The 17,533-nt window shown below is 74.0% G+C and carries 19 protein-coding genes; 18 read left to right on the plus strand and 1 reads right to left on the minus strand.

Translation table 11 applies throughout. The features are described 5' to 3' along the window. Positions 1–31: 31 nt before the first annotated feature. From ACZ501_RS18030 to hypE, 18 genes are all read left to right on the plus strand, one after another. Positions 32–517: a DUF6328 family protein gene (locus ACZ501_RS18030; protein ID WP_361611059.1), complete on the plus strand. Its 486-nt coding sequence runs from the start codon at positions 32–34 to the stop codon at positions 515–517. A 5-nt stretch (positions 518–522) separates the two neighbouring features. Then, complete coding sequence (locus ACZ501_RS18035) at positions 523–1,008, plus strand: hypothetical protein (RefSeq protein WP_468796448.1); 486 nt, start codon at positions 523–525, stop codon at positions 1,006–1,008. A gap of 92 nt (positions 1,009–1,100) precedes the next feature. After that, positions 1,101–1,352: a hypothetical protein gene (locus tag ACZ501_RS18040; protein WP_468796450.1), complete on the plus strand. Its 252-nt coding sequence runs from the start codon at positions 1,101–1,103 to the stop codon at positions 1,350–1,352. 153 nt (positions 1,353–1,505) lie between these two features. Beyond that, on the plus strand, positions 1,506–3,290 hold the full coding sequence (locus ACZ501_RS18045) for an enoyl-CoA hydratase-related protein (RefSeq protein WP_468796452.1): 1,785 nt from the start codon (positions 1,506–1,508) through the stop codon (positions 3,288–3,290). Positions 3,291–3,368: 78 nt separating this feature from the next. Continuing rightward, positions 3,369–4,424 (plus strand): NADH-quinone oxidoreductase subunit B family protein, encoded by a 1,056-nt coding sequence (locus ACZ501_RS18050; RefSeq protein WP_361610662.1) that lies wholly within the window; start codon positions 3,369–3,371, stop codon positions 4,422–4,424. Positions 4,425–4,506: 82 nt separating this feature from the next. Further along, the gene (locus ACZ501_RS18055) at positions 4,507–6,291 is read left to right on the plus strand and encodes a nickel-dependent hydrogenase large subunit (RefSeq protein WP_468796454.1); all 1,785 of its coding nucleotides are present in this window, start codon (positions 4,507–4,509) and stop codon (positions 6,289–6,291) included. Then, a complete protein-coding gene (locus ACZ501_RS18060) occupies positions 6,288–6,821 on the plus strand; it encodes a hypothetical protein (RefSeq protein ID WP_361610665.1) in 534 nt (177 codons plus the stop codon). The genes ACZ501_RS18055 and ACZ501_RS18060 overlap by 4 nt, the downstream gene beginning before the upstream one ends. Positions 6,822–6,838: 17 nt before the next feature. Beyond that, the gene (locus tag ACZ501_RS18065; RefSeq protein ID WP_362457694.1) at positions 6,839–7,492 is read left to right on the plus strand and encodes a DUF5947 family protein; all 654 of its coding nucleotides are present in this window, start codon (positions 6,839–6,841) and stop codon (positions 7,490–7,492) included. Further along, positions 7,489–8,181 carry a DUF6084 family protein gene (locus ACZ501_RS18070; RefSeq protein ID WP_362457691.1) on the plus strand — a complete coding sequence of 231 codons (693 nt, stop codon included), beginning with the start codon at positions 7,489–7,491 and terminating at the stop codon, positions 8,179–8,181. Before ACZ501_RS18065 ends, ACZ501_RS18070 begins: the two co-directional genes overlap by 4 nt. After that, positions 8,178–9,587, plus strand: coding sequence for a hypothetical protein (locus ACZ501_RS18075; RefSeq protein WP_468796456.1), 1,410 nt, complete (start codon positions 8,178–8,180; stop codon positions 9,585–9,587). Before ACZ501_RS18070 ends, ACZ501_RS18075 begins: the two co-directional genes overlap by 4 nt. Continuing rightward, the gene (locus ACZ501_RS18080) at positions 9,584–10,099 is read left to right on the plus strand and encodes a hydrogenase maturation protease (RefSeq protein ID WP_468796458.1); all 516 of its coding nucleotides are present in this window, start codon (positions 9,584–9,586) and stop codon (positions 10,097–10,099) included. Before ACZ501_RS18075 ends, ACZ501_RS18080 begins: the two co-directional genes overlap by 4 nt. 10 nt (positions 10,100–10,109) lie before the next feature. Continuing rightward, entirely contained in the window at positions 10,110–10,211 is a 102-nt protein-coding gene (locus ACZ501_RS18085; RefSeq protein WP_468796460.1) for a DUF6893 family small protein, read from the plus strand. Between the two features lie 116 nt (positions 10,212–10,327). Then, positions 10,328–10,723, plus strand: coding sequence for a hydrogenase maturation nickel metallochaperone HypA/HybF (locus tag ACZ501_RS18090; RefSeq protein WP_468796462.1), 396 nt, complete (start codon positions 10,328–10,330; stop codon positions 10,721–10,723). A gap of 3 nt (positions 10,724–10,726) precedes the next feature. After that, on the plus strand, positions 10,727–11,647 hold the full coding sequence (gene hypB, locus ACZ501_RS18095) for a hydrogenase nickel incorporation protein HypB (protein WP_361609370.1): 921 nt from the start codon (positions 10,727–10,729) through the stop codon (positions 11,645–11,647). After that, entirely contained in the window at positions 11,647–14,031 is a 2,385-nt protein-coding gene (gene hypF, locus ACZ501_RS18100; protein ID WP_468796464.1) for a carbamoyltransferase HypF, read from the plus strand. Before hypB ends, hypF begins: the two co-directional genes overlap by 1 nt. Continuing rightward, positions 14,000–14,332, plus strand: a complete 333-nt coding sequence (locus ACZ501_RS18105; RefSeq protein ID WP_468796466.1) for a HypC/HybG/HupF family hydrogenase formation chaperone — start codon at positions 14,000–14,002, stop codon at positions 14,330–14,332. Before hypF ends, ACZ501_RS18105 begins: the two co-directional genes overlap by 32 nt. Continuing rightward, positions 14,329–15,462, plus strand: a complete 1,134-nt coding sequence (gene hypD, locus ACZ501_RS18110) for a hydrogenase formation protein HypD (RefSeq protein WP_361609376.1) — start codon at positions 14,329–14,331, stop codon at positions 15,460–15,462. The genes ACZ501_RS18105 and hypD overlap by 4 nt, the downstream gene beginning before the upstream one ends. Then, on the plus strand, positions 15,455–16,516 hold the full coding sequence (gene hypE, locus ACZ501_RS18115) for a hydrogenase expression/formation protein HypE (protein ID WP_361609378.1): 1,062 nt from the start codon (positions 15,455–15,457) through the stop codon (positions 16,514–16,516). Before hypD ends, hypE begins: the two co-directional genes overlap by 8 nt. A 46-nt stretch (positions 16,517–16,562) precedes the next feature. Here the strand turns inward: hypE and ACZ501_RS18120 are convergent, their stop codons facing one another. Continuing rightward, the gene (locus ACZ501_RS18120) at positions 16,563–17,402 is read right to left on the minus strand and encodes a class II glutamine amidotransferase (protein WP_361609380.1); all 840 of its coding nucleotides are present in this window, start codon (positions 17,400–17,402) and stop codon (positions 16,563–16,565) included. Positions 17,403–17,533: the final 131 nt, after the last annotated feature.

The raw sequence follows: 17,533 nt of genomic DNA on the forward strand, positions 1-17,533 counted from the left end.
GCAGTCGCAGGGCGTGGATCAGGGAGGCCGGATGGCACGGGAAACCCCGCAGGGACGCGACGAGAGCCCCGAGGAGCGCGCGGACCGGCAGTGGCAGGAGTTGATCCAGGAGATACGGGTCGCGCAGACGGGGGTGCAGATCCTCTTCGGCTTCCTGCTGACCGTCGTGTTCACCCCGCACTTCCAGGGGCTGTCGCACACCGACAAGGCCATCTACATCGCCACCGTCGTGCTCGGCGCGCTGGCCACCGGCGCGCTCATCGGCCCCGTCTCCTTCCACCGCATCGTCTCGGGACGCCGGATCAAGCCGGAGGCGGTGATGTGGGCCTCGCGGCTCACCTTCGTCGGGCTCGTCCTGCTGCTGGCCACCTGCACCTCGGCCCTGCTCCTCGTCCTGCGGGTGGCGGCCCCGCACAGCCTGGTGCCCTGGCTGGTGTGCGCCGTCGTCGCCTGGTACCTGCTGTGCTGGTTCGCGCTCCCGCTGTGGGCGCGGATCCGGCACACCTCCAAGAGGTAGGGGCCATGGCCGGTCACGGGCTCTCCCGCAGCGAACGGCGGGCACTGACCGCCATCGAACGGATGCTGCGGACCGACGAGCGTTTCCAGCGCCTGATGGCGGTCGGCGCGGACCTCTTCTGCGAGGACCGCCCGTCGCCGGAGCGCGCACCGCACCGGGGCCGACCTGACGTCGCGCGACGGCCCGGCGGGCACCCCTGGGGCGGGGCACCGCACACCGCGGAGCCGCACACCGCGGACCCGTACCCCGCGGACCCGTACCCCGTGGAGTCCCGCCCCGCGGTACCGCGCGCCGCACAGCCGCGCGCCGCCGAACCGCACAGCAGGCTCACCCGCGCCGTCTGCGCCTCGGTCGTCCTCTCCCTCGTGCTGCTGCCCCTGGCCGCCGCCACCTCCTCGCCCGCCCTGATCTGCGCCTTCGCGGTCTCGTACGCGGTCACGCTGGCCGGTCTCGCGGTGCTGGTCCGGCGCTGGTGCGGCCGGTGCCGCTGAAGCCCGGCGACCCGTACCGGAGTGTCCGGAGCCGGGCGGGGCAGGGGCCGTAAGGGCCCGGCCGACCGGGAAGACGACCCGAGGAGTGCGACATGAGCGAGCAGGAGCGGCACCACCGGTCCGCGCGGACCACCCCCTCCCAGGCGCCCGGCGAGAGCGGCGACCGCGCAGCGCGCCGCGCCGCGGACGAAGCCGTCGCCGGCGAGGCCGGCGACACCGGACGGGACCAGGACGGCGGCCACGACGCGAAGCGGCAGCGGCCCGGCCTCGGGCGCGAGGAACAGGTGAGCCCGTACCCCGAGCCGTCCGGCACCCGGCCCGAGCGGGAGAGTGACGACCGCTGACCGGCGATCCACCAGGTGGCGGGCCCCGCGCCCCCCTTCCGGGTGACACCCCTGCCGGGCTTCGGCGCTCGGCCGGGGGCGCGGGCCCACGATCACCAGCGGCCGTACCCGCACCGCCGCCGATCGCGGGGTCCCGGACGCTTGGGAGATCACGTGCACGTCCTGCTCGTCGCGAGCGCCTTCAACAGCCTCACCCAACGGGTCCACGCCGAACTGCGCGACCACGGTCACAGCGTGGCGTTCGAGCTGGCCCTGCCCGGCACCGACCTCGCCGAGGCCGTCCGCCGCCACGCGCCGGACCTCCTCGTCGCGCCGATGCTCAAGACGGCCGTCCCCCGCGAGGTCTGGTCCGCGTACACCTGCCTGATCGTGCACCCCGGCCCCGTCGGCGACCGCGGACCCTCCTCGCTGGACTGGGCCCTCACCGAGGGCGCGGACCGGTGGGGCGTCACCGTCCTGCAGGCCGACGAGGAGATGGACGCCGGGGACGTCTGGGCCAGTGCCGACTGCACCCTCCCCCCGGTCGGCAAGAGCGACGCCTACCGGGGCGAGGTCGCCGACGCGGCACTGGCCGCCGTCCTGCTGGCCGTCGAGCGGTTCGCCGCCGGCACGCACGTCCCACTGCCGCAGACCAGGGCCACCGCCCGCCCCTACCTGCGCCAGGAGCGCCGCCGCATCGACTGGGACCACGACACCACCGAGAGCGTCGTACGCGCCCTGCGCGCCGCCGACTCCCGCCCCGGCGTCCTCGACGACCTCCTCGGCGGCCAGTGGTTCCTGCACGGCGGCCACCCCGAGGACACGCTCCGCGGCCGCCCCGGGCAGCTGCTCGCCACCCGGGCCGGCGCCGTCTGCCGGGCGACCGCCGACGGCGCCGTGTGGATCCCCGAACTGCGCGCGCGGCGCGCCCCGGGGGAGCTCGCGCCCGTCAAGCTCCCCGCCGTGCTCGCCCTCGGAGACCGGCTGCCGCCCCTGCCCGAGATCCCCGCCCCGCCGCAGGACGCCGGCGCGGAGGCCGCCGCCCCGCCCCGCACCTGGGCCGACATCGGCTACCGGGAACAGGGCGGAGCAGGCTTCCTCACCTTCTCGTTTCCCGGCGGCGCGATGAGCACCGACCACTGCCGGCGCCTGCTGGCGGCCTACCGGACGGCCTGCTCCCGCCCCACGTCGGTGCTCGTCCTCGGCGGCGGCCGCGACTTCTTCTCCAACGGCATCCACCTCGGCGTCATCGAGGCGGCCGCCGACCCGGCCGCCGAGTCCTGGGCCAACATCACCGCCATGGACGACCTGGTGGAGGCCGTCCTGACCACCACCGACCGCCTCGTCGTCGCCGCGGTCGGCGGCAACGCGGCCGCCGGCGGGGCCATGCTCGCCCTCGCCGCCGACGAGGCCTGGTGCAGGGCGGGCGCCGTACTGAACCCGCACTACCGGCTCATGGGGCTGTACGGGTCCGAGTACTGGACGTACACCCTGCCCCGCCGCACCGGCACCGGCGTGGCCGAACGGCTCATGGCCGACGCCCTGCCGGTCAGCGCCGCGGCCGCCCGCCGGCTCGGCCTGACCGACCGGACCATCGACTGCGGCCCGCAGGACTTCGCGGAGGTGACCGCACGCCTGGCGGTCCGGCTGGCCGCCTCCCCGGCCACCCAGGCCGCCATCGCCGCCAAGAAGGCCCGCCGCGACCGGGACGAGGCCGCCAGGCCGCTCGCCGCCCACCGGGAGGCCGAGCTGGCCCGGATGCGGGAGACCTTCTTCGACCCGGAGGCGCCCTACCACGCGCTGCGCCGCGCCTTCGTGCGCAAGGAGCCCGCCGACCGGACCCCGCCGCACCTGGCGCGCCCCGTACCGGGCCGGCACACCGCCCCCCTGCCCTCGCGGCGGCCCCCCGTCACCGGACCGGCCCCCTATGACAGGGCGGAGGGGCCGCGGCCCTGCTAGCAAGAAGGGTGGGGCCGAAACCGACCCGCAGGCCCCCGCCACCCCTCCCGCATCCCTCCGTCCCCAAGGAGCACCCCCATGGATGCAGCAACGCCCAGCGCGGTAGAGGACCCCCCGATCCACATCCTCTGGATCAACGCCGGCCTCAGCTGCGACGGCGACTCGGTGTCCCTGACCGCGGCGATGCAGCCCAGCATCGAGGAGATCGTCACCGGAGTGCTCCCCGGCCTGCCGAAGATCGCCGTGCACTGGCCGCTGATCGACTTCGAGTGCGGCCCCGTCGGAGGCGCCGACACCTTCATCGAATGGTTCTTCAAGGGCGAGCGCGGGGAAATCGACCCCTTCGTCCTGGTCGTCGAGGGCTCGATCCCCAACGAGAGCATCAAGCCCGAGGGCTACTGGTGCGGATTCGGCGACGACCCGGAGACCGGCCAGCCGATCACCACCAGCGAGTGGATCGACCGGCTCGCGCCCAAGGCACTCGCGGTGGTGGCCATCGGCACGTGTGCCACGTACGGCGGCATCCACGCCATGGAGGGCAACCCGACGGGCGCCATGGGCGTCCCCGACTACCTGGGCTGGGACTGGAAGTCCAAGGCCGGCATCCCGATCGTGTGCGTACCGGGCTGCCCGATCCAGCCGGACAACTTCTCCGAGACCCTCACCTACCTGCTCTACCAGGCAGCCGGGTCCGCGCCGATGATCCCGCTGGACGACAAGCTCCGCCCGACGTGGCTGTTCGGCGCCACCGTCCACGAGGGCTGCGACCGGGCCGGCTACTACGAGCAGGGCGACTTCGCCCACACCTACGACTCGCCCAAGTGCCTGGTGAAGCTGGGCTGCTGGGGACCGGTCGTCAAGTGCAACGTCCCCAAGCGCGGCTGGATGAGCGGCATCGGCGGCTGCCCGAACGTCGGCGGCATCTGCATCGCCTGCACCATGCCGGGCTTCCCCGACAAGTTCATGCCGTTCATGGACAAGCCCCCCGGCGCGACCTTGTCCACCAAGGCCAGCGGCGCCTACGGCGTGGTGATCCGCAAGCTCAGGGCGGTCACCACCCACACCGTGGACAAGGAACCCAAGTGGCGCCACAAGGGCAGGGAGCTGAGCACCGGCTACCGCCCGCCCTGGTGAGCGCACCCCCGCGCCCGCTCCCCTGCGCTCCGCCGCGACGAACTCCCCGCACCCGCTCACACGAAGGGCCACGGCACAGACGATGACACCGAAGACGAAGGCGGCCGGCGACGGCAGCGGGCTGGTCGAGATGGCCTGGGATCCGATCACCCGGATCGTCGGCAGCCTCGGCATCCACACGAAGATCGACTTCAAGCAGAAGCGGGTCGCGGAGTGCTACAGCACCTCGTCGGTCTTCCGCGGCTACAGCGTCTTCATGCGCGGCAAGGACCCCCGCGACGCGCACTTCATCACCAGCCGCATCTGCGGGATCTGCGGCGACAACCACGCCACCTGCTCCGTGTACGCGCAGAACATGGCCTACGGCGTGAAGCCGCCGCACCTCGGCGAGTGGATCATCAACCTCGGCGAGTCCGCCGAGTACATGTTCGACCACAACATCTTCCAGGAGAACCTGGTCGGGGTCGACTACTGCGAGAAGATGGTCCGCGAGACCAACCCGGGCGTCCTCGAACTCGCCGAGCGCACCGAGGCCCCGCACGCCGGCGAGCACGGCTACCGCACCATCGCCGACATCATGCGCTCCCTCAACCCCATCGAGGGCGAGTTCTACCGCGAGGCCCTCCAGGTCAGCCGCTACACCCGGGAGATGTTCTGCCTGATGGAGGGGCGCCACGTGCACCCCTCCACCCTCTACCCGGGCGGCGTCGGCACCATCGCCTCCGTCCAGCTCTTCACGGACTACATGAGCCGCCTCATGCGGTACGTCGAGTTCATGAAGCGGGTCGTCCCCCTCCACGACGACCTCTTCGACTTCTTCTACGAGGCCCTGCCCGGCTACGAGGAGGTCGGCCGCCGCAGGGTCCTCCTCGGCTGCTGGGGCGCCCTCAACGACCCCGAGTACTGCGACTTCACGTACGCCAACATGACCGACTGGGGACGGAAGATGTTCGTCACCCCCGGCGTCATCGTCGACGGCAAGCTGGTCACCAACGACCTCACGCAGATCAACCTCGGCATCCGGATCCTGCTCGGCAGCTCCTACTACGACGACTGGGAGGGCCAGGAGCAGTTCGTCACCCACGACCCGCTCGGCAACCCCGTCGACCCCCGCCACCCCTGGAACCAGCACACCATCCCCGCCCCGCAGAAGCGGGCCTTCGACGACAAGTACAGCTGGGTGATGTCCCCCCGCTGGTTCGACGGCAAGGACCACCTCGCCCTCGACACCGGCGGCGGCCCCATCGCCCGGCTCTGGTCCACCGCCCTGTCCGGGCTGGTCGACGTCGGCTACGTCAAGGCCACCGGCCACAGCGTGGTCATCAACCTGCCGCGCACCATGACCAAGCCGGAGACCACCTTCGAGTGGAAGATCCCGCAGTGGAGCAACGCGCTGGAGCGCAACCGCGCCCGCACGTACTTCCAGGCGTACGCGGCCGCCATCGCCCTGCACTGCGCAGAGAAGGGGCTGGCGGAGGTCCGCGCCGGACGCACCCAGACCTGGGAGAAGTTCGAGGTGCCGGACCAGGCCGTCGGCGTCGGCTTCACCGAGGCCGTACGCGGGGTCCTCTCGCACCACATGGTCATCCGGGACGGGAAGATCGCCAACTACCACCCGTACCCGCCCACCCCCTGGAACGCCAGCGTCCGCGACAGCTACGGCACACCCGGCCCGTACGAGGACGCCGTCCAGAACACCCCCATCTTCGAGGAGAACTCCCCGGAGAACTTCAAGGGCATCGACATCATGCGCGCCGTCCGCAGCTTCGACCCCTGCCTGCCCTGCGGCGTCCACATGTACGTCGGCGGCGGCAAGACGGTGAAGTCCCTGCACGTGCCCACCGGCCTGAGCGGACTGGGCGGATGAGCGCGGCGACGGCGGACGGCCCGCAGACGGGCCGACGGGTCGAGGAGGTCCTCGACCGGCTCGCCGCCTCCGGCGACCCGCGCGCCCGCGCGGCCGCCGAGGAACTGGTCAGCGTCCTCATGGACTTCTACGGAGCCGGGCTCGCCCGGATCGTGGAGCGGCTCGGCGCGCTCCCGCCCGGCGCGGACCCCCTGGGCGCGCTCCTGGAGGACGAGCTGACGACGAGCCTGCTCACCCTGCACGACCTCCACCCCGAGGACGTCCACACCCGCATCGCCCGCGCCCTGGACGCCCTGCCCGAGGCCGAACTGGACGCCTTCGACGAGAGCGACGGCACCCTGCGGCTGCGCTCCGTCCCGGCCGGCGGCTGCGGCTGCGGCAGCGGAGCCGAGGACACCCTGCGGCGGATCGAGGACGTCGTGGCCGCCTACGCCCCCGAGGTCACCTCGGTGGAGCTGGCGCCCGCCGCCCCCCAGCCGCCGCTGCTCCAGATCGCCGCCAGGCCCCCCGCCCCGGCGCGGACCCCGTGAGCGGGGACGGGCAGCGGGTGGCCCCCGCACGCGGGCTGCGGCGCTTCACCGGGCCGCGCGCCCCGAAGCCCGAGACCTGCGAACTGTGCGGGGTGGCGGTGGCCGGGGAAGGCCACCGCCACCTGGTGGAGACCGAGAAGCGCACCCTGGTCTGCGCCTGCGCCCCCTGTGCCCTGCTGTTCGACCGGCCCGGCGCCGGCGCGGGACGCTTCCGCACCGTCCCCGACCGGTACCTGAGCGACCCCGGCCACCGGTGGGACGACGAGGCGTGGGAACTCCTCCAGATCCCGGTCGGCGTCGCGTTCTTCTTCCGCAACGCCGCCCTCGACCGGCTCGTCGCGCTGTACCCCAGCCCGGCCGGAGCCACCGAGAGCGAACTCGACCCCGAGACCTGGCAGCGCGTCCTGGGCGCCGGCCCGCTGGCCTCCCTCCTCGAACCCGACGTGGAGGCCCTGCTGCTGCGCCGCTCGCAGGGCCGCACCGTCTGCTACCTCGTCCCCATCGACATCTGCTACGAACTGGTGGGCCGCATGAGAATGCTGTGGCAGGGCTTCGACGGGGGCGCCGAAGCCCGCTCCGCGCTCGACGCCTTCTTCGCCGAGGTCGAACGGCGCGCCGTACCCGCCGGCCGGGAGCCCGCGACGGCACCCACGGGGGAGCGGCGCCCGTGAGCGACCTCACCTTCACCTGCACCGGCGTACGCGCCGACCCGTACGCCGCCGGCCCCACCCTCCTGCTGCGGCTGCGCGTCAGCGCCCCCTCCACCACCCGCGTCCACGCCCTCGCCCTGCGCTGCCAACTGCGCATCGAACCGGCCCGGCGCGGCTACGGCCCCGGTGAGGCCGCCGCCCTCCAGGACCTCTTCGGGGAGCGCTCCCGCTGGGGCACCACCCTCCAGCCCGTCCAGTTCGCCCAGGTCGCGGTCATGGTCCCCAGCTTCACCGGGGAGACCGAGACCGAGGTGGCGGTCCCGTGCACGTACGACATGGACATCGCGGCCACCCGCTACTTCGACGCCCTGGAGGACGGCGACGTACCGCTGCTCATGCTGTTCTCCGGGACGGCCTTCACCGGAGCGGGCGGCTTCCGCGTGGAGCCCGTGCCCTGGGACCGCGAGGCCACCTACCGGATGCCCGTCGCCGTGTGGCGGGAGATGATCGAGCAGCACTTCCCCGGCTGCGGCTGGCTGCGGCTGCCCCGCGAGACGATGGCGGAGCTGCTCGCCTTCCGCTCGCGCCACGCACTCGCCTCCTGGGAGGCGACCGTACGCATGCTCCTGGACGCCGCCGCCACCGGCGACCCGGAGCCCGTCGGGGCCGCCGCCCCCCTGGACCGGCTGGTGGGGAGGACGGCACCGTGACCACGACCTCCCCGCCCGACGCCCGCTTCGCCGGTGCCCGGCAGCTGGCCGACGCCGTCCTCTTCGAGGGGTACGTGCTCTATCCGTACCGGGCCTCCGCGGCGAAGAACCGGATGCGCTGGCAGTTCGGCGTCCTGGTGCCGCCCGCCTGGGGCCCCGCACACGGCGAGCACTCCTTCCAGCGCACCGAGCTGGTCATGGAGCCCCGCGGCGAGGCCGTCCTCCACCTCGAACTGCGCTTCCTCCAGGCGTGGCGGCGTACCGTCGAAGAGGCCACGGGTGACGGCTCGTTCACGGCCGTGCCCGAACTGCACCTGCCCGACCGGGTCCTGGTCCCCTGGGACGAGGGCACCGAGGAACGGGTCGTGATGACCGTGCCCGTGGCCGAACTGGCCGCCGGCGAGGTGACCCTGCCCTTCGCCCGCCCCGCCCGCGAGGAGAGCGAGCCCGTCCCCGGCCCCGACGGCCGGGAGCGGGGCCGGCTCGTGCGGCGCGCCGAGCGGATCGACGCCGAGATCAGGCTCCGCGCCACCGAACTCGACGTGCCCTACCGGGCCCTGAAGCTCACCGCCGTGGTCGAGAACACCGGCGCGTGGACACCGGAGCCCGGCGCCGGCCGGGACAGCGCCCTGCCCAGGTCCCTGGTCGCGGCCCACCTCCTGCTGGGCCTGAGCGCCGGCTCCTTCCTGTCCATGACCGACCCGCCCGAATGGGCCCGCTCCGCTGTCCGCGGCTGCGAGAACCGGCACACCTGGCCCGTGCTCGCCGGGGAGGGCGGCCGCGCCGACGTGGTCCTGTCCTCCCCGATCATCCTCGAGGACCACGCCGAGATCGCCCCCGAGAGCGCCGGCGCGATGTACGACTCCACCGAGATCGACGAGATCCTCGCCCTGCGCACCGCCGCCCTCACCGACCAGGAGAAACGTGAGGCGCGCGGCACCGACCCCCGCGCCGCCGCCGTGGTCGACCTGGCCGAATCCATGCCCGCCGAGGTCCTGGAGCGCCTGCACGGCGCGGTCCGCGCACTGCGGGAGATCACCCGGCCGGGCCGGCCGGAACCGGCCGGACCCCCGCACGACGGGGACGTGTTCACCCCCGAGACCCCCTGGTGGGACCCGGCGCACGGGGCCGCCGCCGAACCGGCCCCCGAGCGGATCATGATCGCCGGACGGTCCGTCGGGCCCGGCAGCCGCGTCCTGCTGCGGCCGGGCCTGCGCCGCACCGACGCCCAGGACCTGTTCCTGAAGGACAGCGCCGCGCAGGTCGAAGCGGTCCTCCACGACGTCGACGGGGGAGTGCACCTCGCCGTCACCCTCGACGGCGACCCGGGCGCCGACATCCGCCGGGAACAGGGCCGGTTCCTGTACTTCCAGCCCGACGAGGTCACCCCGCTGGAGGACGCGTGAGCGGCCGGACCCTGGTCGCCGGCATCGGCAACGTCTTCCTCGGCGACGACGGGTTCGGCGTCGAGACGCTGCGGGCGCTGGCCGTGCACCCGCTGCCGGACGGAGTGGAGGCGGTCGACTTCGGCGTGCGCGGCGTCCACCTCGCCTACCAGCTCCTCGACGGCTACGACACGCTCGTCCTGGTGGACGCCACCGCCCGGGGCGCCGCCCCGGGCACGCTCCACCTCATCGAGGCCGACGGCAGCGGCCCCATCGCCCCGGGCAGCGCCGTGCTCGACGGCCACGACATGTCCCCCGACACGGTCCTGGCCCTGCTGGACACCCTGTGCGCGGGCACCGGCGCCACCCCGCCCCGGCGCACCCTGGTCGTCGGCTGCGAGCCCGCCACCGTCGAGGAGGGCATCGGCCTGAGCCCGCCGGTGGCCGCCGCGGTGCCCCGCGCCGTCCGCATGGTCCTCGACCTGCTGCCCGCCCGGCCCGGGCCCGTGGCCGCCGACACCCCCGCGAACTGAGGAGAACCCCGTGAAGAAGACCATCGCGTTCTGCACGGCCGCCGTCCTCGGCGCCGCCCTGGTGATGAACCTCCCCGACATCAGGCGGTACCTGCGCATGAGCCGCATGTGACCCGGGGCCCCTACGGGCCGCCCCCGAATGGCGTACGGGCTCCCCGGTGCGTCGGCGTGGCCGTCCGCCGCGCGCCCGCCCCGCCGGTCTAATGAGGCCCGGCAGGACGGAGTCCGATGCACGAGATGTCGATCGCCATGGCCGTCGTGGGCCAGGTGGAAGAAGCGGCCCGGGTCGGCGGCGCCCGCGCCGTCACCTCCGTGCGGCTCCAGGTCGGAGAACTGGCCGGCGTGGTACCGCAGTCCCTCGCCTTCTGCTTCGAACTGGCCTGCGCCGGCACCCTCCTGGAGGGTGCCGAACTCACCACCGAAGCCGTGGCGGCCCGCGCGCACTGCGCGGCCTGCGACACCGGATGGGCGGTCGGCATGCCCCCCGCCCTGTGCTGCCCCGGCTGCGGTGCGGCCGGCGCCGTCGAACTGCTCTCGGGCCGGGAGCTGCGCGTCCTCAGCGTCCGCTGGGAGGACGGCCCCGCCGGCCCCCAGCTGCGCGAACCGATCCCCGAGGGGGCCTGAACCATGTGCCGAGTGGTCGACCTGCGCCAGGCGGTGCTCGCCAAGAACGACGGGGCCGCGCAGGCCCTGCGCGCCGAACTCACCGCCCGCGGAACGACGGTCGTCAACCTGCTGTCCAGCCCGGGAAGCGGCAAGACGGCCCTGCTGGAACGGGAACTGCTGCTCGCCCCGGAGCGCGGTGTGACCGTGGCCGCGCTGACGGCCGACCTCGCGACGGAGAACGACGCGACCCGGCTGGCCCGTTCGGGCGCCCCGGTCAAGCAGGTGCTCACCGACGGGCTCTGCCACCTCGAGGCCCACATGCTGGGCCGCCACCTCGACGGCTGGCTCCCCGAGCACACCCGGCTGCTGTTCGTGGAGAACGTCGGCAACCTGGTCTGCCCGGCGTCGTACGACCTGGGGGAGTCCCTCCGGGTGGTGCTCGCCTCGGTGACGGAGGGCGAGGACAAGCCGCTGAAGTACCCGACCGCCTTCGGGCTGGCCCAGCTGGTGGTCATCACCAAGACCGACATCGCGGAGGCCGTCGGGTTCGACGAGGAGGCCTTCCGGGCGAACGTCCAGCAGGTCAACCCGGGGGTGGAGCTGGTCCGCACCTCGTCCCGCTCGGGCGAGGGTGCGGGGGTCCTCCTCGACCGCGCCCGGAGCATCGCCGAAGGCGCCCTCCCGCACGTCCCGGTGATGTCCCGCCTGCGCCCGTCCGCGGACCACACCCACACCCACGGTCACGGGCCCGACCACGCCCACGGTCACGACCCCGCCCACGACCACACCCACGGTCACGGCCCGGGCCCGGAGCGCGCTCCCGGCAGTGCCGCCGTCCGTGCCGGGCGGCGGTCCGGGGCGGAGCCCCGCGGAACGGGCGGAGGGCGCGCCGGGGACGGGCCCGGACCGGCCCCCGCCGGACCGGCGACGCAGACCCGCTGATGGAGGCCGTACAGCGCCGCCGGGTCCTCGTCCGCGGCGTCGTCCAGGGCGTCGGCTTCCGGCCGTACGTGTACACCCGCGCGACCGGCCTCGGCCTCGCCGGCCACGTCACCAACACCCCCGAGGGCGTCCTCGCCGAGGTCGAGGGCGCACCGGCTGCCGTCACCGCCTTCTGCGAGCGCCTCGCTGCGGACGCCCCGCCGCTGGCCGTCGTCGACGCCGTCGACCACTGCGAGGTCCCCGTCGCGGGCGGCGCCGGCTTCACGATCATCGCCTCCCGCTCCGGCGGACCCGCCCGCACCCTCGTCTCCCCGGACGTGGCCACCTGCGCCGACTGCCTCGCCGAACTGGCCGACCCGGCCGACCGGCGCCACCGGCACCCCTTCATCACCTGCACGCACTGCGGACCCCGCTTCACCATCGTCACCGGACTGCCGTACGACCGGGCCCACACCACCATGGCCCGCTTCCCGATGTGCCCGGACTGCGCCCGCGAGTACGCCGACCCCGCCGACCGGCGCTTCCACGCCCAGCCCGTGGCCTGTCCCGCCTGCGGGCCCCGGCTGCGCCTGCTCACCGGCACGCCGCCGCGCGAGGACGCGGCCGCCGACCCCGTCGCCGCAGCCCGCCGGCTCCTGGCCGACGGCGCGGTCCTCGCCGTCAAGGGCCTCGGCGGCTACCACCTCGCCTGCGACGCCACCCGGCCCCGGGCCGTCGCCGAGCTGCGCCGCCGCAAGGCCCGGGGCGACAAGCCCTTCGCCCTCATGGCCCGCTCCCTCGCCGACATCGAAGCCCTGGCGAGCGTGGGACCCGCCGAACGGGCGCTGCTCACCGGACCCGACCGGCCCATCGTGCTGCTGCGCCGCCGCCCGGAGTCCGACGCCGTCCTTGCCCCGGACGTCGCCCCGCGCAGCCCCGACCTCGGCGTGATGCTCCCGTACACACCCGTGCACCACCTGCTGCTCGGCCTGCCCGGCGACCCTCCCGGCCCCCGGCTGCTCGTGATGACGAGCGGCAACCTGTCGGGCGAGCCCATCGTCACCGACGACGCCGAGGCCCTGGACCGCCTCGGCCCCCTCGCCGACGCCTGGCTCACCCACGACCGCCCCATCCACGTGCCGTGCGACGACTCCGTGGTGCGCCTGTGCGACGGCGAGCCGCTGTTCGTACGCCGCTCCCGCGGCCACGCCCCGCTGCCCCTCGCGCTCCCGCTGGCCGTGCCCCCGGTGCTCGCCGCCGGGGGAGACCTCAAGAACGCCTTCTGCCTCGCCGAGGGCCGCAAGGCCTGGCTGTCCGCGCACATCGGCGACATGGACGACCTCGCCACCCAGTACGCCTTCGAACGCGCCGAGCGGCAGCTGGAGTCCATCACCGGAGTCACCCCCGCCCTGTTCGCCGCCGACCGCCACCCCGGCTACCGCTCCACCCGCTGGGCCGCCCGGCACGCCGGCCCCCGCCCCCTGGTGCGCGTCCAGCACCACCACGCGCACATCGCCTCGGCCATGGCCGAACACGGCCTCGACGGCGGCCGGCGCGTGATCGGGATCGCCTTCGACGGCACCGGCTACGGGGACGACGGCGCCGTGTGGGGAGGCGAGGTGCTGCTCGCCGACTACACCGGCTACACCCGCTTCGCGCACCTCGCGTACGTCCCGCTCCCGGGCGGCGACGCCGCCGTACGGCGGCCCTACCGCATGGCCCTGGCCCACCTGTGGGCCGCCGGCCTCGACCTCGGCCCGGACCTGCCCGCCGTAGCGGCCTGCCCGCCCGGTGAACTGCGGGTCCTGGAGCGCCAGCTGGAGCGCGGCCTGAACTGCGTGCCCACCTCCAGCATGGGACGCCTCTTCGACGCCGTCTCCTCCCTGGCCGGCGTCTGCCACCGCGCCGGATACGAGGCCCAGGCCGCCGTGGAGCTGGAGGCGGCCGCGCTCGCCGCCCCCGCCGGCGACCCGCACCCCGGATACCGGTTCACGCTGCGGCCCGCGCCGCCCGGTACGGGGGCACCGCTCACCGCCGACCCGGCCCCCGTCCTGGCGGCCGTCGCGGCCGACGTGCGGGCGGGCACCGCGCCGCAGCCGGTCGCGGCCCGCTTCCACACCGCGGTCGCCGCCCTCGTCGCGGACGCCTGCCTCGCGGCCCGCGAGCGGCACGGCCTCGACACCGTCGCCCTCACCGGCGGGGTCATGGCGAACACCCTGCTCTCCGGCACCTGTTCCCGGCTGCTGCGCGCACACGGCTTCACCGTGCTGCGCCAGCAGCGGGTCCCCCCGAACGACGGGGGACTGGCCCTCGGCCAGCTCATGGTGGCGGCCGCGGTCCACGCCACCGAACCACCACAGCAAGGAGGGGCACATGTGCCTGGCGGTACCCGGCAAAGTGATTGACATCGGGGAGCGGGACGGCACCCGCATGGCCACCGTCGACTTCGGCGGAGTGGTCAAGGAGGTGTGCCTGGAGTACCTGCCGGACCTGGAGGTGGGCGAGTACGCCATCGTCCACGTCGGCTTCGCCCTCCAGCGCCTGGACGAGGAGTCCGCCCTGAAGACCCTCGGCCTCTTCGCCGAACTCGGCATGCTCCAGGAGGAGTTCGGGGACCCCTGGGAGCAGGCCGCCGAAGCCGGCGCCGTGCCGGCCTTCACCGACGACGACCCCGCAGACGTCCCGCAGGAGGCGGCGCAGCAGTGAAGTACATCGAGGAGTTCCAGGACCCCGGCCTCGCCCGCCGGCTGCTCGACGACATCCACGCCACCGTCACCCGCCCCTGGGCGCTGATGGAGGTCTGCGGCGGCCAGACCCACAGCATCATCCGGCACGGCCTGGACCAGCTCCTGCCCGAGCAGGTCGAGCTGATCCACGGGCCCGGCTGCCCCGTGTGCGTGACCCCGCTGGAGGTCATCGACAAGGCCCTGGAGATCGCCTCCCGCCCGGGCGTCGTCTTCTGCTCCTTCGGCGACATGCTCCGCGTCCCCGGCACCGGCCGCGACCTCTTCCAGGTGCGCGGCGAGGGCGGCGACGTACGGGTCGTCTACTCCCCGCTGGACGCCCTGCGGATCGCGCGCCAGAACCCGGACCGCGAGGTGGTGTTCTTCGGGATCGGCTTCGAGACCACCGCACCGCCCAACGCCATGACGGTGTACCAGGCGAAGAAGCAGGGCATCACCAACTTCAGCCTGCTGGTCTCCCACGTCCGGGTCCCCCCGGCCATCGAGGCGATCATGGACTCGCCGAGCTGCCGGGTCCAGGCCTTCCTCGCCGCCGGGCACGTGTGCAGCGTGATGGGCACCGCCGAGTACCCCGAGCTGGCCGCGCGCCACCGCGTCCCCATCGTGGTCACCGGCTTCGAGCCGCTCGACATCCTGGAGGGCGTACGGCGGGCCGTGCGGCAGCTGGAGCGCGGTGAGCACACCGTCGAGAACGCCTACGCGCGTGCCGTCCGCCCCGAGGGCAACCCGGCGGCCCTCGCCATGCTGGAGGACGTCTTCGAGGTCACCGACCGGGCCTGGCGCGGCATCGGCGTCATCCCGCGCAGCGGCTGGCGGCTGTCCGCCCGCTACCGGGAGTTCGACGCCGAGCACCGCTTCTCCGTGAGCGGCATCGACACCCGCGAGCCGGCCGAGTGCCGCAGCGGCGAGGTCCTCCAGGGCCTGATCAAACCGCACGAGTGCGAGGCCTTCGGCACCACCTGCACCCCGCGCACCCCGCTCGGCGCCACCATGGTCTCCAGCGAGGGCGCCTGCGCCGCGTACTACCTCTACCGGCGCCTGGACATCCCGACCGCCAAGACGGCACCGCTGGAGGCGACCCCCGTTGTCTGACACCGCACTGGACGTCACCGGCTGGACCTGTCCGGCCCCCCTGCGCGACCACCCCCGCGTGGTGATGGGCCACGGCGGCGGCGGCGCGCTCTCCGCGGAACTCGTGCGGCACGTCTTCGCCCCCGCCTTCGGCGGCGAGGTGCTCGCGCAGCTCGGGGACAGCGCGACCGTGACCCTGGGCGGGGCCCGGCTGGCCTTCTCCACCGATTCCTACGTGGTGCGGCCGCTGTTCTTCCCCGGCGGCTCCATCGGCGACCTCGCGGTCAACGGCACCGTCAACGACCTGGCCATGAGCGGGGCCCGCGCCGCCTACCTGTCCTGCGGGTTCATCCTGGAGGAGGGCGTCGAGGTGGCCACGGTGGCCCGGGTGGCCGAGGCCCTCGGCGCGGCCGCGCGCACGGCGGGCGTGGAGGTGGCCACCGGCGACACCAAGGTGGTCGAAGCCGGCCACGGCGACGGGGTGTACATCAACACCGCCGGCATCGGGCTCGTCCCGGAGGGCGTGGACCTGCGCCCGCAGCGGGTCGTACCGGGCGACGTCGTCATCGTCAGCGGTGAGATCGGGCTGCACGGGGTGGCCATCATGAGCGTCCGCGAGGGCCTCGGCTTCGAGGCTGACATCGCGAGCGACTGCGCGCCCCTGGGCGGTCTCGTCCAGTCCATGCTCGCGGTCACCCCCGACCTGCACGTCCTGCGCGACCCCACCCGCGGCGGCCTGGCCGCCGCACTCAACGAGATCGCGGCCGCCTCCGGCGCCGGGGTGGTCGTCCAGGAGGGCCGGGTGCCGGTCCCCGAGGCCGTGTCCAACGCCTGTGCCATCCTCGGCCTCGACCCCTTCTACGTGGCCAACGAGGGCAAGCTCGTCGCGTTCGTGCCCCGCGAGCACGCCGAGGCCGTCCTCGACGCCATGCGGGCCCACCCCCTGGGCCGGCACGCCGCGGTGATCGGCGAGGCGGTCGAGGCCCACCCCGGCCTCGTCGTGGCCCGCACCGGCCTCGGCGGCACCCGCGTGGTCGACCTGCCGATCGGGGAGCAGCTGCCGCGGATCTGCTGACGGCGCGCTCCGGGGCGCGCCGGGGCGCCGGGGCGGGCCCGCGGGGTCAGGGGAGCTCGGGGATGAAGGGCAGGTAGTCCTCCGTGCCCTCCGACGGCACCACCGCGTAGCTCGCCTCGGGCAGCTCGTTCCACACGCCCGCGAGGCTTCCGAGCGGTTCGGAGACCACCAGCCGGGTCGCGTCGGACACCTCGCGCAGGTACGGCAGCTCGGGGTACAGCTGGCGGACCGTGTCGGCCCTGCTGCTGTAGTACAGGGAGCGGGACTTGCCCTGGCTGGAGTAGCGGAACGCCCATACGCGTTCGCCGTCGCTGACGGCGACGGTCATCTGGAGCGGGTCCGCCACGCCGTGCTCCTTGCCGAGCCGTTCCACAAGCCCCGCCATCCGGGCGACGGCGCCGGGGACGTCCTGGTCGAGGCCGAAGGTCACGGCCAGGTAGAACATCACCTCGGAGTCGGTCGACCCCTCGATGCAGGGGAACAGCGCCGGGTCGACGGCCATGCACAGGTCGCGCTGCAGCCGGTGGAAGTCGCTGATCGCACCGTTGTGCATCCACAGCCAGCGGCCGTGCCGGAACGGGTGGCAGTTGGTCTGCTGGATCGCCGAGCCCGTGGAGGCGCGGACGTGTGCGAAGAACAGCGGCGAGCGGACGTGCGAGGCCAGCTCCCGCAGGTTCCGGTTGTTCCAGGCCGGACCGATGTCCCGGAACACCGCCGGGGTGCCGTCACCGTCCGTGCTGTACCAGCCGATGCCGAAGCCGTCGCCGTTGGTCGACTCGACGCCCATCCGTGCGTGCAGGCTCTGGTCGATCAGCGAGTGCTCCGGCTGGTACAGCACGGCGTCGAGCAACATCGGCGACCCGGAGTAGGCGAGCCATCGACACATGTGCACCATCCCTCTCCTGAGTCCCGTCCGAGCCTAACGCGCCGCACGATCGTGCGGCTCCTCGGCCGGCCGGGCAGGTGGCGCCACGTGCGCCATGATTTCGTACGAATGTTCGGATCTGTCGGATCGAT

This window comes from Streptomyces sp. NPDC034085, from assembly GCF_055575555.1.